The 15,639-nt window shown below is 33.7% G+C and carries 12 protein-coding genes; all 12 read right to left on the reverse strand.

Annotation, left to right across the window (positions count from 1 at the left end; all coding sequences use genetic code 11):
* Window positions 1-116 precede the first annotated feature (116 nt).
* The 12 genes from ASE21_RS14660 to ASE21_RS14720 all read right to left on the reverse strand — a co-directional run bounded on the left by ASE21_RS14660 (window position 117) and on the right by ASE21_RS14720 (window position 15,629).
* The gene (locus ASE21_RS14660; protein ID WP_057123434.1) at window positions 117-1,406 is read right to left on the reverse strand and encodes a DUF4861 domain-containing protein; all 1,290 of its coding nucleotides are present in this window, start codon (window positions 1,404-1,406) and stop codon (window positions 117-119) included.
* Window positions 1,407-1,639: 233 nt separating this feature from the next.
* Window positions 1,640-2,041, reverse strand: a complete 402-nt coding sequence (locus tag ASE21_RS14665) for a hypothetical protein (protein ID WP_057123435.1) — start codon at window positions 2,039-2,041, stop codon at window positions 1,640-1,642.
* A gap of 19 nt (window positions 2,042-2,060) precedes the next feature.
* Window positions 2,061-2,549 (reverse strand): collagen-like protein, encoded by a 489-nt coding sequence (locus ASE21_RS14670; RefSeq protein ID WP_057123436.1) that lies wholly within the window; start codon window positions 2,547-2,549, stop codon window positions 2,061-2,063.
* A 600-nt stretch (window positions 2,550-3,149) separates the two neighbouring features.
* The gene (locus tag ASE21_RS14675) at window positions 3,150-3,893 is read right to left on the reverse strand and encodes a rhamnogalacturonan acetylesterase (protein ID WP_057123437.1); all 744 of its coding nucleotides are present in this window, start codon (window positions 3,891-3,893) and stop codon (window positions 3,150-3,152) included.
* Between the two features lie 36 nt (window positions 3,894-3,929).
* Complete coding sequence (locus ASE21_RS14680; protein WP_057123438.1) at window positions 3,930-5,285, reverse strand: glycoside hydrolase family 28 protein; 1,356 nt, start codon at window positions 5,283-5,285, stop codon at window positions 3,930-3,932.
* A 53-nt stretch (window positions 5,286-5,338) separates the two neighbouring features.
* A complete protein-coding gene (gene pelA / locus ASE21_RS14685) occupies window positions 5,339-7,351 on the reverse strand; it encodes a pectate lyase (RefSeq protein WP_057123439.1) in 2,013 nt (670 codons plus the stop codon).
* A 211-nt stretch (window positions 7,352-7,562) separates the two neighbouring features.
* A complete protein-coding gene (locus ASE21_RS14695; protein WP_057123441.1) occupies window positions 7,563-9,161 on the reverse strand; it encodes a glycoside hydrolase 43 family protein in 1,599 nt (532 codons plus the stop codon).
* Between the two features lie 104 nt (window positions 9,162-9,265).
* The gene (locus ASE21_RS14700; protein ID WP_057123442.1) at window positions 9,266-10,486 is read right to left on the reverse strand and encodes a glycoside hydrolase family 105 protein; all 1,221 of its coding nucleotides are present in this window, start codon (window positions 10,484-10,486) and stop codon (window positions 9,266-9,268) included.
* Window positions 10,487-10,509: 23 nt separating this feature from the next.
* Window positions 10,510-11,700 (reverse strand): glycoside hydrolase family 105 protein, encoded by a 1,191-nt coding sequence (locus ASE21_RS14705; RefSeq protein WP_057123443.1) that lies wholly within the window; start codon window positions 11,698-11,700, stop codon window positions 10,510-10,512.
* A gap of 237 nt (window positions 11,701-11,937) precedes the next feature.
* On the reverse strand, window positions 11,938-12,903 hold the full coding sequence (locus tag ASE21_RS14710; protein ID WP_057123444.1) for a DUF4861 family protein: 966 nt from the start codon (window positions 12,901-12,903) through the stop codon (window positions 11,938-11,940).
* An 11-nt stretch (window positions 12,904-12,914) separates the two neighbouring features.
* Window positions 12,915-13,850, reverse strand: a complete 936-nt coding sequence (locus tag ASE21_RS14715; protein ID WP_057123445.1) for an alpha/beta hydrolase — start codon at window positions 13,848-13,850, stop codon at window positions 12,915-12,917.
* Between the two features lie 105 nt (window positions 13,851-13,955).
* Entirely contained in the window at window positions 13,956-15,629 is a 1,674-nt protein-coding gene (locus ASE21_RS14720) for a RagB/SusD family nutrient uptake outer membrane protein (protein WP_057123446.1), read from the reverse strand.
* Between the last annotated feature and the right edge of the window lie 10 nt (window positions 15,630-15,639).

The following is a 15,639-nucleotide window of genomic DNA, read 5'->3' on the forward strand; positions in this document are numbered from 1 at the left end:
TTTGAGAATGTGAGTAAAAATTCCCCAATTGACTGCTCATTTCTATGTAGATATATAAAAAAGCTCCTATTTATTAACATTACTGTAAATGGAAAATATCTTAAAACATCTTCTGATTACTTTACTTGTATTTTAATTTTAGAAGAAAGCTGCTTTGCCAGATTCGTTACATAATTTGTAAAATAAGCCGCATCATTAAAGCCTTTATCTGCGCTTAATTCCCAGCCGGCAATAGGATAATAACTGATCTGTTTATTATTTTTTGCTTTTAATTTTATCAAATAAGAATCTGTCAGCTGTCCGGTTTTTGGTGCTTCAATATATCCTTTATAAATATTCTTGGGTACAATAACAGCTGTTCCTAAAATCCACTGGCGCTCGTATGTTAATTTATCGTGCTGTATAAAGCAGACAAAATCTCCTGAATCGATTACTTGCAGCGGGTTTTTATTATTTAAATTAGAAAGCGTTATGAGCAGCATTTCATTGCCTTTCAGTCCATTTAGCGTAACGGTGTTTTTATAACCATACATTCCCGGCCAGATAGAAGTAGTTTCCTGTGCCTGATATTTATTTCCGGAAATTTGCCAGTTTTCGTAGTGATAACTTAAAACCGAGTTTACAGGACCTTCACTAACTATTTTAAAAGTAGTTTTCTCGATATTATTTAAAGTATCGCTGGCAATTATTCCAAGCCTGTTAATTTTATTGTCAGCTAAAAGGGCAAAACCTCCTAATCCCGCAGAATTTCCAACAGGAAAAATATCTCTTCCCCAATCGTACATAACATGATAATTATCTTCAACGGCACCGTTACTGTTTATTCCAACATTTTCCGGAGTAATTGCAGGTATTTTTTTTCCAAAAACATCTTTTGAATTTCTTCCATCCAAATAATGCCTAAAACCCACTTTATCATTCTCCCAAGTTGGCCCATCGGTTTGATATTTCTGATAGCCTAATTTTTTATGAACCTGATTGGCCATTAAAATTTCCTGCGTATCCGGATGCACCGGCAGTTCTTTTCCTTCTCTTTTACCAAAACGAACACTTGTTTTTATTGGAAACCCAGGATCTGTTTTTGACCAGTTTAAGGATACTGTTTTCTCTTCACCTGCCAAAAAATCAATTACAAAAAAGAGTTCATCCCATTTTCCATCACCATCAAGATCGTTTACCTGTGCCGGAATCGTATCGTTTTTACTTGTTATAATTGGATAATTTTTTAAATCACTGTTTAATGAAAGCTGACTTCTTTTTATCGAAACTGCCTTTTGTGATAATGCTATTTTCGAGGTATTTTTTAAAACAATTGTATTTTTAGATGTCTTTTGCTGTGCACTGCAGTTTATTAAAATCAATAAAAACAATACAGTTGATCCCGCTATTTTAAATTTGCTTTTCATTTTGATACTTTATTTTAAAAACAATTTACTGATTTTATCTAAATGAAAAATACCATACAGTAAATTTATTCTTATCGATGTTCAAGGTCAATTATGTTTAAATTTAAAAGAATAAAATATCTTTTGTATCCTGCGCTTCCCTGCTGCGTAAAAACAAAAATCCCAATCGCAGGTAAATGCAATTGGGAAAGCAAAAATTATTATGCATGATCGGTATAAAAGTTTTTACAGCTTTAAACCTGCATCATAAAAAATAAAGCTTTTTGAAAATTGTCAAAATGCTTTTGATAAATTCCTGTATCTGAAAATTTAATTTCCGGAATTTTTGAAATTAAATCTGATTTTTTAAAATAGAATTTCAGGTCATTTAATATTTCTGTTCTTGATTTTGAAGCATCTAACATTACCAAATTCTTAATTCCGTCAAAGTACAGTAAACAGTTGTGCAAATGTTTATTAAAAAAACAAACCATTACATTTGTTCCTTTTTTATCTAATTTTAAAAATTCCATAAGTTCCGACTTTTCATAAATAACAAAAATTGAACGTTCAAAATCTTTAAATTTAGTATTGTTTTCCAGTAAAAAAGACTCCTCAGAAAATTCAAATTCATCTTTAAATTTTCTTTTAAACATTTTTAAAAAAATCCCTTTATTATCTCGGACCTGCAGCACCGTCATTACCTGCAACTCCCTGAATTCCTTGAGGACCTTGTGGGCCTGCCTGTCCTATTAATTGTAACACATTTGAAATACCGTTTTCATCTTTATACGTTAATTCATTTGTTGTATTATTATAGGTTAAAGTAGTTAATGTCTCATTGAATACAATAGGATCACTTTGTGCTAATAATCTAACCCATTTATTTGTCTGCCAATAGTAAAACCCTGGGGTAACATCATTTACTCCTGCCGTATTATAAACCAATAAACTGTTTAAAATTTGTCCTGAAACCGGACTTTGATTTGTTGTTGCTGTAAGAGCAAGTCTGGGAACCAGCAAACCTTTGTTTGCTGAAGTTATATCAAGCTGGGCAGTACTTGCTGGACTGAGTGTCCCTATTCCTACCTGAGCATAACCAACGGTACTTACATAAAGTACCAAACAAATAAGTAAAATTTTCTCTAGTAATTTTGATTTCATGGTACATAAAATTTAGTTATATAGTCTCTCTGTACATCGAACTAGTACTTAAAAATGTGGACAATATCTCTACTTCGATCTACTCTTTGTTAATTTTAAATTTATTTTAGAATAAGAAATGCCAGCGGATAAAATCTCAAGAAAATTTGGAAATTTTCCTGAATTTTTTAATAAAATGATTTTAGTATATTCAATTATTAATGAATAAGAAGTAAAAATATTAAGCAAATTAAACTACACTATTTAGAATTTAAGATTCTGGATATGTGCTTAAATTAATACGTAATATTTTTGTCTGAAGAAGGGCTTGTAGGAATTTTTATTTATAAAACATGTAAATATACTGAATTTCAATGTATTACAAATAAAAAATCTTACATTTATTTTTATTAAAAAATTTAGGAACAAAAAGAGAGGACAAAATGTCCTCTCTTTTAAAATTATTAAATTATTAAAAACCTAAAAATATTTAAGTAATTCCAAAAACAAACTATCTAAGGGTATTTAATCAATTGCAAATCTCGTCCTAATTGTTACAGGAAATATCTACTAAAAGTTTTTAAAATAATAGTTTAGGGTACTTATTTTTCTATTTTAAATTTATTTAATTTCTTTTTGAAGGTTTTGAAATTGTGAATCTTCTGATGCCTTAATATTGGCTATAACAATTTCAGCGATTTTCCTGGCCCCTAATAACGAAAGATGCGTATCATCTGCTTTAGCTTTATCATAATAAGCATTTTCGCCAGCATTGAAATGTAAATGCAGTTGTTTTGATTTTTCGGGTCCGTATGACTGTTCTAATAATTCGGTATAATATTCTAAATCAATAAATGGAACTTTATATTCCTGAGCAGTCAAACGGGTTTCTAATGGATAATCGCCGTGAGTAGGAACCAAAACTCCTTTCTCATTAAAATTACGTCTGGCAATTGAAGTCAATAAAACTGGAATAGCTCCTTTTGATCTGCTTTCTTTTATAAAACGTATTAAATTGTACCTATATGCAGTATGAGGATTTGTGTAGCGTGCAGAATCTTCAATTTTTTCATCATTATGACCAAACTGAATAAAAACATAATCTCCTTTTTTCAGCTTTTTATAAATTGAATCCCAGCATTTTTCATTAATAAAACTTTTAGTGCTTCTTCCGTTGACTGCTTTATTTACAACGACTATATTGTCTGTAAAAAAAGGTTGCAAAACCTGCGCCCAGCCATGCTCCGGATTATGCTCCGGATCTTTTTTATCCGCCATTGTAGAATCACCAATGGTATATAAAGTTCTTTTTTGGGCAAAACAGGCTGTAGTAATCAATAACGTGATCAGGATATATTTTTTCATTCTAACTTTTTTATATTTAAGAATAAGGATAGCTAATTAATGTTTCGAAACCGCCGATGGAACTGTCGCTCTGCGCCCTATAAAAACATCTGTCATTAAAACATTTTCTGCATTTTCATTTGATAATGGATTTTTAGCCTCTTTAATTTCTATAGTGTTTAAAGATATGTTTCTGATTTTTTTATCAGCAAAACCCTGAATTACAATTCCCCACTCTGATGCTTTATTACAAGTAATATCTGAAAATGAGATATTAGAAATATCTGACTGATATCCTTTTCCTTCTCCATGATAATTTGCTGTTATATACAGACAATCTTCAACCTCATCCAACTTAATATTTCTAACAAATATATTTTTTATAAAACCTCCCCTGTCTGCGTTGGTTTTCAAGTAAATACCTCTTTTTAAATAACCAATAGTCCGGCAGTTTTCTACAAATATGTTTTGCACTCCCGCCGACATTTCACTTCCAATAACTACACCGTGAAGTCCTTTAAAATTACAATTCCTAATCACAATATTTTCACTCGGCGTGGTTGCATTTGCTCTGCCTTCATGGTCACGTCCGGCTTTTATGGCAATATTATCATCTCCGTTATTAAAGTTTACATTTTCTATCAAAACATTTTTTGCATATTCCGGATCGATGCCGTCATTATTATAATTTAATGATTTATAACTTATGCCACGTACCGTTATGCTTTGTGATTTTAAAAGATGCAGACACCAGAAAGGAGAATTCTCAATGCGGATATTTTCTACCAATATATTTTTACAATTTAAAAACTGAATCATATGCGGACGCAGAAAATAACCTTCCCCAAATTTTCTTTCTTCTAAAGGAGTATTGTTGTGGTTCATTTCGCGACTGCGCATTTTCCCGTCGTTTTCTTTTGCTTTAAAGCTTTTCCATATTTTACCGCCTTCGCCGTCAATTGTTCCTTCCCCGGTTATGGCAATGTTTGAACATTCATTTGCATAAATCAACGGACTGTAATTGTACAACATAGTTCCCTCCCAGCTTGTCAGCACCAGGGGTAAATAATCTTTTGGGTTGTCACTAAATTTAATTTTAGCGCCTTTTTCTATTATCAAATTTACATTGCTGACAAAATGAATGGGTCCGTTTATTTTATAAATTCCTTTAGGTACTATAATTGTCCCGCCATTATTTTTTTTGCATAATGCCATTGCTTTATCAAACGCAGCTTTGTTATTTGAAATTGAATCTCCTTTTGCACCTAATTTTATTATATTTATTTGATAAGCAGGAATAACAGGAAGCTGAATTCTATGCACTATCGAATCTGCTTTTGATGATGGAAAAGCATTTTCCTGAGCAAAAGAAATACAGGAAATAAAGGAAAACAGTAAATATTTTAATTTCATAAATGCTTTTTTTAGGTTCGAAGATACTGAGTTGCTGAGAGACTCAGATTTATTTATTGTTTTGAAGAATACCAATTTGGTATTATCTCTTTTAGGATATTTTCTATGGAATACTGATCTGCTTGTGTTTTGGTAAGCTGATATGACCAAATGACTCTTTTTTGAGGCTGAAATCCTTCTCCCGTATTATTATATTCTGCATAAAAAGCATTTTTTTCAGCATCAGGTTTAGACCAGTTTTCCCAGCCTTGAGGCTTAATATGTCTGCCAAGTTCACAATTGATAAAAACAGTTTTCGCATAAATACGCCACGGCCTGCCTAAATAAACATCTGTTGCAGAAGGCTCTGCTGTGAGTCTGCAGTTTTTAAAAACAAAACCATATTCAGATTCTTGCGGAGTTGAAGCTGCCGTAATATAAGAGCTTTTTATACTATGAATAATACAATTTTCGAATAATGCTGTTGCGCCGCCGAAAATAAAATCGGTTGTTCCTTCGATATAACAGTCTTTAAAGTATTGTTTTGCATTTTTTCCTGACAAATACAACGTATCCTGATTACCTAAAATAATACAGTTTGAAATTCTTACCCGAGTTCCTGTAACTGATAAAGCTATTGCCTGCCCATTATCTCCCGAACCATTTTTTATTGTCAGATTGGATGCTGTAAAATCATCTGCTTCGACGCATAATGTTGAAGTATAAAAAGTACTGTTTCTTCCTAAATTAACCTTCGAAAAATTATCATCATAAGTAATAATCGTATTCTCTTTGCTTTCTCCCAATAGGATCAAATTGGTATTCCATTCCGGGACTCTTACTTTTTCTTTATAAAGTCCATTTTTAATGTAGATTGTTACTTTATCATAAGGAAATGATGGCGCCGCATAAATGGCATCTTGTATTTTAGAATAGCCTCCGGAACCATCCTGAGCAACGGTTAAAAAGTTAGCTTTTTTTTTATCCGAAGGATTTTCAGAAACTTTTACCCCATTATTTACTGCCCATGAATCGTATTTTTTCAACACTTCTTTGGGTTCATCAGTATACCAGGCGTAACCATTTCTGCGTTCAGAACCAATTTGGTCCAATGATTTCTTTTTTATTCCGTCGCGGTCGCAAAAGAAAGGCTCATTGTTTTCCAGTTCCATAAATCTCGCCCAGATGGGTGAACCATTTTGCACCACAATCATTTTTTTATCGATAACTTTTCCGGCGTCATTCAGTACACGTTTTTCTTCAAGATTGGTTATTTTAGTTTTTTCAAACCATACTTTTGCATTTTTAACTGCAGTAATAATCTCTGCAGAAGGATTTTTAACTGACATTAAAAGCAAAACAATTTTAGCAGATTCTTTTCCGCTAAGCGAAGGAAGTTCATAAGCTCTTGCTTTTGCAGGAAGCAGTGTTACCTCATCATGCTGTGCACACCACGCCGTTAAAACTCCATTTTGTTTATACTGTGTTTTTAAAATGCAGTATATTCCTTTATCAAATGCTGTTTTTGCTTTTTGAACAATTTCTTTTGATGGCTTAATACTATAAAAATCCGTTTCCTCGCTAATCTCTTTCAGCACATTTAAAATGTGAACCATCGAATCGTCATTGTATGTAATATGGGTGTAATATCCTTTTTTTAACGGATAAAACTGTGGCCATCCGCCATTTGCATATTGCGCTTTCAGCAAATAATTTAAGCCTTTTAGAAAAGATTCTTTGTAGCGGTCGTCTTTAACCTGTGCATACATTTTAGACATAAAAAGCATTTCCTGAGTTGTTGCTCCATTGTCAGTTGTGGTTTCTTTTGTCGTTTTCTTTATTTCGAGTAATTCTTTTTTTTGCACGGGAGCCAGCTCATTTTGCATCTGAATGTTCTTTGGCCATCCTCCAATATCTCTTTGATAAAGTAATACATTTTCTGCAATCTTTTTAGCTTCTTCTGTGCCAAACCAAGATGCATTATTTTTACGAATAATATCCGGCCAGTTCTTATAAGTATTTTGTGCGTGGGCTGCAAAACTAAAACCAACAATAAAAAGTAAAGCTATTTTTTTTAATCGAATCATTTTAATCGGTTTTGAATTTTTATTAGTTCAGTCAAAAGTCTTTTGGTTACATTTTTCAAACGAAAAAGTAAGAAAAATCAAATAAATTTAATTTCAGCTGTTTTTAGAGCACTAAAGATATCTGAATATCATTTTTTATTTTTCGTTCAAATTATCCAATTTATGAAAGCCATTTTTTCCAAAATGGAGAAAAATTTACTTTTTACTAATTTTACTTTGTAACTCGAAACCAGTCTATTGCCACATTGCCGGAATCATTTGTAATTTTTTCGCTTAAAGCAAAAAGTCCGATTTTGGCACCAATCCATTTTCCTTCTTTAGAAATAAAATCATTTCCAATTGGTTCATAACTTTTATCATCTAAACTATAAAAGAAACTGCAGACACCACCTTTCTTAACTGTCACTTTCAAATAAATGGTATTGTTAGAAATTAAAATCGATTTTGTTTCTGTTTCTGAAACCGTTTTATTAAATGTTCCTGTTTTTTGATTCAGATATAATTTTCCATTTTCATTCTTAAAACATAAATAACTATAATCTAATCCCATTATGATTAATCCCGTCGATTCCCCATTTAATCTTGAATTAAAAGTTAATCTGGCTGCAGCCGAAAATTCTTCAGCAGGAAATTTTTGCAAAAGCAGATTCGGAGCATCAAATATATTTTTGCTGTCTTTTATTGTAGGCAGACAAAACAAATTCAAATAACCCAGACTTGTTGGAAATCCCCAATTTGTTTTAGAATTGGCCTGCCATTGCCATTGTAAACCCAGCTTTGGTTCGTTAAACTCATCTGAAGCTGTAGGATTTTCAACAGGATATTTTTTTCCTACATTTGGTTTTTTAAAAGTCGTTATCGGTTCTCCAATTCCGTTTTTATCGAAATCCTGTCCCATAACCGGCCAGTCATTTTCCCATTTCACAGGCTGTAAATGAACAATTCTTCCGTAAGCTCCTTTATCCTGAAAATGAATAAACCAGTCTTCACCAGTTTGTGTCTGAACCCACGCTCCCTGATGCGGACCATTAACAGAAGTTGTTCCCTGTTCTAAAACTTTTTTCTTTTCATAAGGTCCAAAAACATTTTTAGATCTTAAAACAGTCTGCCAGCCAGTTGCAACACCGCCTGCAGGAGCAAAAATGTAATAGTAATTATTTCGCTTATAAAATTTCGGACCTTCGATTGTTCCTTCTCCGTCATGGCCGTCAATTACCATTACTTCATCATTATTCACGATTGTACCTTCAGGATTCATGGTACAAACCACTAATAAACTTTTTATCTGAGCACGGCTTCCGGCAAATGCGTGTACCAAATAAGCTTTTCCGTCATTATCCCAAAGCGGACTCGGATCTATCAGTCCGGTTCCTGCTTTTACCAGCAACGGCTCCGACCATGGTCCTTCGGCTTTTTTGGCTTTAATCATATAAATTCCAAAATCAGGATCGGGGTAATAAATATAAAATTCTTTGTTATGAAAAGTAATACTTGGTGCCCAGACACCATTTCCATGCTGTACTTTATCGTAAGTATCAAATGGAGGCTGTTTTGGCAGCGCATAACTTAAAATCTTCCAGTTAACCAGATCTTTAGAATGCAAAATTGGTAATCCCGGAATGCAGTTAAAAGACGATGCCGTCATATAAAAATCATCTCCAACCCGAACCACATCAGGATCTGAATAATCAGCATGAATAATTGGATTTGTATACGTTCCGTCTCCATTGTCCGGTGTCCAGACTTGTGCCGTGTTTTTCTGTATAGAAAAAACGGAAAGAAAAAGAAAGATGATTTTTATGTTTTTCATTTTTTACTTTTTAGTTAAACCCGACAGGTTTTATTTTCAATTGATGTTATGTCGGCGAAATTATAAATGACGTAAATTCATAACCCTGACTCATAACTCAAAAATTATCTATTCAATTCCAAAGCGGCCAAAATAAAAGGTCCGGTTGCTTTAGGATCATTATCTTTTTTTCTTTCGTTCACATAATACTCATAAGAACCGTCGCGATATGGATTTCCTCCTAAACCAGCAACCTGACAGCAGTTTGTTAAAGTAATTCCGCCATCTTCATCAACCTTTTTGATTAAGACTTTCGTTAATCCGTCAAAAGCTTTGTTTGCCAGTTTTTTATATTTTGAAGGTAAATATCCTTTGTTTGCTCCTTTTGCAAAAGCATAAGAAAACATTGCAGATCCTGAAGCTTCTAAGTAATTTCCTTTTTCCCCGCCTTTGTCTGTAACCTGATACCACAAACCCGATTTATCCTGATATTTTGCCAAAGCTGCAGAAACATTATTCAGGTATTTAATTAATTCGGCTCTTTTTGGATGTTCTTTTGGCATATAATCTAACACATCAACCAATGCCATTACATACCAGCCCAGAGCTCTCGACCAGAAGTTTGGAGAATTTCCTGTTTCTTTATTTGCCCACGGCATTTCTTTACTTTCGTCCCAGCCGTGATATAACAATCCTGTTTTTGGATCCGTGGCATGAAGTTGAATCAATTCAAATTGTTTGGCAATATCATCGAAACTTTTACCGTTTTCAAACGTCGCTGTGTATTGTGCATAAAATGGTTCTCCCATATATAAACCGTCCAGCCACATTTGATTTGGATAAATCTGTTTGTGCCAAAATCCGCCGCTCGCTGTTCTTGGCTGTTCTGCCAATTGTTTGCGAACTAACTGCATTGCTTTCAAATATTTATCCTGTTTTGATTCGGCATAAATATCAAAAAGCAAACGTCCGGGTACAACCAAATCAATATTGTATTTATCAAATTCATAGGTTTTAATACTTCCGTCTTCCTGAACTAATTCATCTACATAGGCTCTTACATAAGCTTTGTAGCGCGGATCCGGATTTTTTTTGTACAATTCTTCTATCGAATGCAAAACTAAAGCGTGAACATAATCCCATTTTGGCTTTTTAGAATCGTCCAGCATATAGCTTTCTGTATGACGCTTCATTAAGGTTAAAGCCATTTTATCTGACCATTTCATTTCTTTAGAAATAACAATTTCTTTTTTTGCCGTTTCCTGAGAAATCACTTTACAGTTTGTGAAAGCCAGTAAACAAACCAATAAAACCGACATTACACTTTGTTTTCTACTATTCTTCATTTCAAAATATATTTTTAATTCTACTATTTTTCTAATTCAGTTGAAGCCAATAAAAAGGCTCCCAAACCTATTGCTCCATTCTCTTTTGTTTTGGCAATAAGATAATAATCATTTGTACCGTCCCTAAAAGGTTTTCCGCCTAAACCAACATTTGAGGAAACATTGAGAATATTGACTTCTCCTTTTTTATCAACTTTGACAAATTCTTTGACAAAACTGTCAAATGATTTTTTGGCTTCTTTTTTATAACTTGAAGACAAATAACCTTTTCGTGCACCTTTTGCAAAAGCATAAATAATCATAACGGAAGCTGATGGTTCTGTATAATTTGCATACAATTGCGTTTTATCTGCAACCTGATACCATAATCCGGAATCGCTTTTGTAGTCATTTACATTTTTTGAAATTTCATTTAAATACTGCACCAAAACTTTATATTTTGGATGGGATTTAGGAAAATAATCCAGCGTTTCGACCAAAGCCATCATGTACCAGCCAATACCGCGTCCCCATACGGTTGGCGAAGTTCCCGTTTGTTTGTCCGCCCAGGCAATTTCTTTACTTTCGTCCCAGGCCTGATAAACCAATCCCGATTTCTTATCAATCATATGATCGTGAACTAATTCAAACTGTCTGGCGATATCATCCAGGCTTCTTCCTTTTTCATATTTAACGGTAAACTGTGTATAAAAAGGTTCAGCCATATACAATCCGTCAATCCACATTTGATTTGGATAAATTTGTTTGTGCCAAAATCCTCCACTTGGTGTTCTGGGCTGATTTTCCAATTGATTTCTCAGTTTTCCCGTAATCTCAAAATAACGTGAATCTTTTGTAATCTCATATAAATTAAAGAGCAGTTTTCCCGGGTTTAGACAATCAATATTGTATTCTTTACTATCGTACTTTTTAAGATTTCCGTTGGTGTCAATCATCCCGTCAACATAACTTTTTATGTAGTCGAGATATTTTTTATCCTTTGTTTTTTCATATAATTTTTCAAAACCAGACAATACAAAACCCATTTTATAATCCCATTTTGGACTGTCGTTGCCATCAAGTTTCCATGCTTCTGGATATTTATCTAAAATAGAAAGTGCAGTTCTTTCAGACCATTTCAAATTATCAGGAAGAACATTTTCAGGATTGTTTTGCGCAATTGCAAAACCGCTGAAAAGCAGCAGTAATACTAGGACTATTTTTTTATGCTTCATATTTATATCTTTTTTGCCACAGATTTCACAGATTAAATGGATTATTCTTTACTAACTTTTAAACACACAGAAACATAGTTTTCTGAAACTTTAATAAAAAGGCGTTTGAGAAGCCAGCTTCTTTTTTATACTCTTTTAAAACTAAATAAAATCTATGTTTCTATGTGTTAAATAGTTTTCTCGCAGATTCAGCAGGTTTTTTATCTTTTTGATCCTTTAATCTGTGACAAAAACAATTTACATTTTACCTTTTTTATTCAGGATTTCTAATTGCGCATCTAAATATTTCACAAATTCTTCCTGAGATTTAATTCCGTTTTGTTCTTGTTCCCAGGCACCTAAAAGATAAAAAGAAGTTTCCTTAGTTGTTGGTTTAAAAATCAATAAATAATCCAAATCAGTATCGGCAATATTTTCGATTGTTTTTACTTCATAAAAAATTGCCATTCCTAATTTATCCGGCACCAATGATTGTGTTCCGTAAGTAGCCAGATAAGCCCATTTTTTGTTTTTGCTTTCCTTTTTAAGCAATTCTGTATTCTTTTGTTTTACAATTCCCGTGCAGATTCCTTTAATTTCTTTTGAAGCCTGAATCGTATGTTTTGTATACAGCTGATCTGGTTTTATGGTTAATACAGAAGTAAAATCAATTTTATCCGAAGCTGTTTTCCAGCCGTAGTAATTCACTTTTACACCAGACTGATCATTTTTATTTACAACCGCTGCAATTGTAGAATCGACTTCGCGGAAATGCAGCTTTTCATTGTTTAAATAACGATCAATAGAACCAATTCCAATTCCTTTTCCGGCTTTTAGAATATCTGCTCCCCAATCACTCATTTCGTGATAAGAATCAAAATTATCCTGTCCAACTTTCGGCAAAATCATTTCAGATGTTTTCTTTCCAAAAATATCAATAGCATTTCTCCAGTCTAAATACAAACGATATCCTATTCTGTTATTTTCCCAGCCCGGACCTTCATAACGAATATCAAAAGAATGGTCTGTATGTTCCGGAGCCAGTTTTAAACGGTCAACATTTTTAAAAGCTGTTCCGCCAATGTATTTACGTCCTTCCCAGTGCCCGTCTGTTTTTGCAGAAATTTCAGCATATGTTTTGGCCGTTTTAATATCATACTTTTGGGCATTAACCGACGTAAAGCCAATTAAAAATAAAGCTGCGACTGTGATTTTTGTTTTCATTTTATGGTAAATTATTTGAATATCTTGTTTAGAAAATTTGTGGTGTAAAGAACGGTTTGGTCAAACCAGGGCTGAAAAAACCAAAAAGAATGAGGCGAGTTTTCGATAGTATGAACCTCATTGTAAATTTTATTTTGATTTAAAATCTTTATCACATCGTCTCTTCCGGCATGAAACCTGTCAATACTGCTGTTGATAAACAAAATTGGCGGTGTATTTTTATCGGCATGATTTAAAGCCGAAGCATTTTTCCAGTTTTCCGTTTTTTCTTCATAAGAACCTCCGAGCCAAAATGAAGCCATTTCGCCTTCTGAAGATTCCGGATGCCTGAATGCCAAAACTCCGTCAACATTAATAATCGCATTTACTTTTGAAGATCCTTTACTTTTACCGGAAGGATCATCAAAAGCCGGATTTTCATTTGTCGTACCAATCAAAGCTGCCATTTGCCCGCCTGAAGAACAGCCTAAAACCGCAATTTTGTCTGGATGAACTTTGAATTTCGCTGCATTATCTTTTATAAATTTAATAGCATTTTTTACATCATAAATTCCGTGTGGATATTTCGCTTCAAGTGATAACCTGTATTCTATTGTAAAACACGAATAACCTTTTGAAGCAATTTCTTTTGCCAAAAGATTCATTTGGTTTTTATTTCCTGATCTCCAGCCGCCGCCGTGAATCATAATAACCGCCGGATTTCTTTTTTTTGTTTTGTACACAAACGCATCTAGATGCAATGCTCTTTCATTTTCCTGAGAATAAATAATATCTAAACTTTGATCAATATTGTTGCTTGTTTGAACTGCCGGAATTGTTATTGAAGGGTATTTTTTGATGAGTTTATTATACGTGCTTTTTACCGTGTACGAAGTGTCGACACTGTACGTATTCTGCGCCTTGGCTACGCAGGAAAACAGAAATAAAATCAATACAATCTTTCGCATTAAAAATCAATTTACATTTTTAGTTAAGAAAGAGTCTGGCATTTTTTGCCAAACTCCTTTTTAACTTCTTCAAAAAACAAATAGTCTCAAAAAACTAAAAAATTACTAATAACCAGGATTTTGAGGAAAATCTTTATTTTGGTTTAAGTCCAATGCCACTTGCGGAATTGGTCTTAAAATTTTAAGTTGTCCACCCACACCAACAAAATTTGATGCTTTAATTTTATAATTATGAGCCGATGCTCTTGCCACCAATGTTCCGGTACGTTTTAAATCGAACCAGCGTTTGTATTCACCTAACAGCTCTCTTCCTCTCTCATCTAAAATATAATCGATATTGAATTCTGCTAATGTGGCATTGGCAACACCTGCTCTTCTTCTTACTTCGTTTAAACGATCCAGCCCAGTTCCTGGCTGTCCTGCTTTTAAATAAGCTTCTGCAGCGATTAAATACGTTTCTCCAAGTCTCGAAACAATAATATCTCTCGTGCTTACAGGTCCTGTACTTGAAGGTGTTGTAGGATCCGGATCATCAAATTTCTTAACCGGAATAGTATAGCAATCCAGATTTTTAATTAAAGTATGCGCTGCAGAATATTCTCCCCAAGGATGGTATACAAATGTTGCAGATAATCTGGAAGCATTGGCTGTCATCCAGGCAGTTTTATCGGCAGGCGTAAACCATTTTGGTTCGTAAAAATGTCTGACTTTTAAGGAAGCCGGATTGGTACTTCTGTAATATGGATAATACAAAACATTTTTTGTAACACCATTTGTAGTTTCCGGACCTTCTAAAATTTCTGTCATAAAAGTTCCTTCCCATCTTTTATCTCCTTTTTCATAAAGACCCAAAGCGTAATCAGTCGGACATAAATTATAACTTCTTAACGGCGCGCCGGTTTCTGCTCCGCCTAAATAAGAACTGAAATAATAAAACTGATTATTTCCTAATGTTGTCGGACTTGTACTTGTTGAAGCTTTGTCGTATTGAACTGAGAAAATAGTTTCGGCATTTAAATCATTTCCCGGTTTAAATAACTGATCGAAAGATATAGCGAGAGTTTGTCCGCCAATTGCAGCATCGGCATAAGCGGCAGCTTTTGTAAAATCATCGGCTTTGCCAAAAGTTTCATATCCTCTGGTTAAATAAACTTTTGCCAGTAAATCGTTTACCGCTCTTTTGTTTACTTTTCCTGTTGTGCCGTATGAATTTGTTCCAACACTTGCCAGAGCTGCATCTAAGTCACTTATAATTTGTGTGTATACTTCTTCTGCCGTATTTCTTTTAAAAGATAAAACGGGCGTCGTAATATTTTCATTTACAATAGGTACTCCGCCATAAGTCTGCACTAATAAGAAATAAGCATTTGCTCTTAAAAATCTGGCCTCGCCAACCAAAGTGCTTAAATTAGCGGTCTGTTCTGTAATTGTTGAATAATACATTGTTTTATTAACAGACTGAATAAGCTGATAGCAAGAATTATATAAATCTTCTACATTGGTCGAAGACGGAATTAAAAGCGTGTACTGACTTAATCCTGCAGGTTCCGGCGTTCTGCCTTCTGCATACATGTCTGTTCCGGCTTCAAATAACCATGGGTTTCCGCCGTAAATTCCTTTTAACCATGCATAATTGGTATTCACTAAAAGCTGAAATCCGGATGCGGTTTTATATGTACCATCGGCAGGAACATTTGAAAGGCTTTCCTCGTCGATATAATTACTGCAAGAGCTTAAAACTGCCACAGCTATTCCTAACATTATTATTATTTTTTTCATTTGATATCTT

The organism is Flavobacterium sp. Root901 (genome assembly GCF_001429765.1).
Taxonomy (GTDB): Bacteria; Bacteroidota; Bacteroidia; order Flavobacteriales; family Flavobacteriaceae; genus Flavobacterium.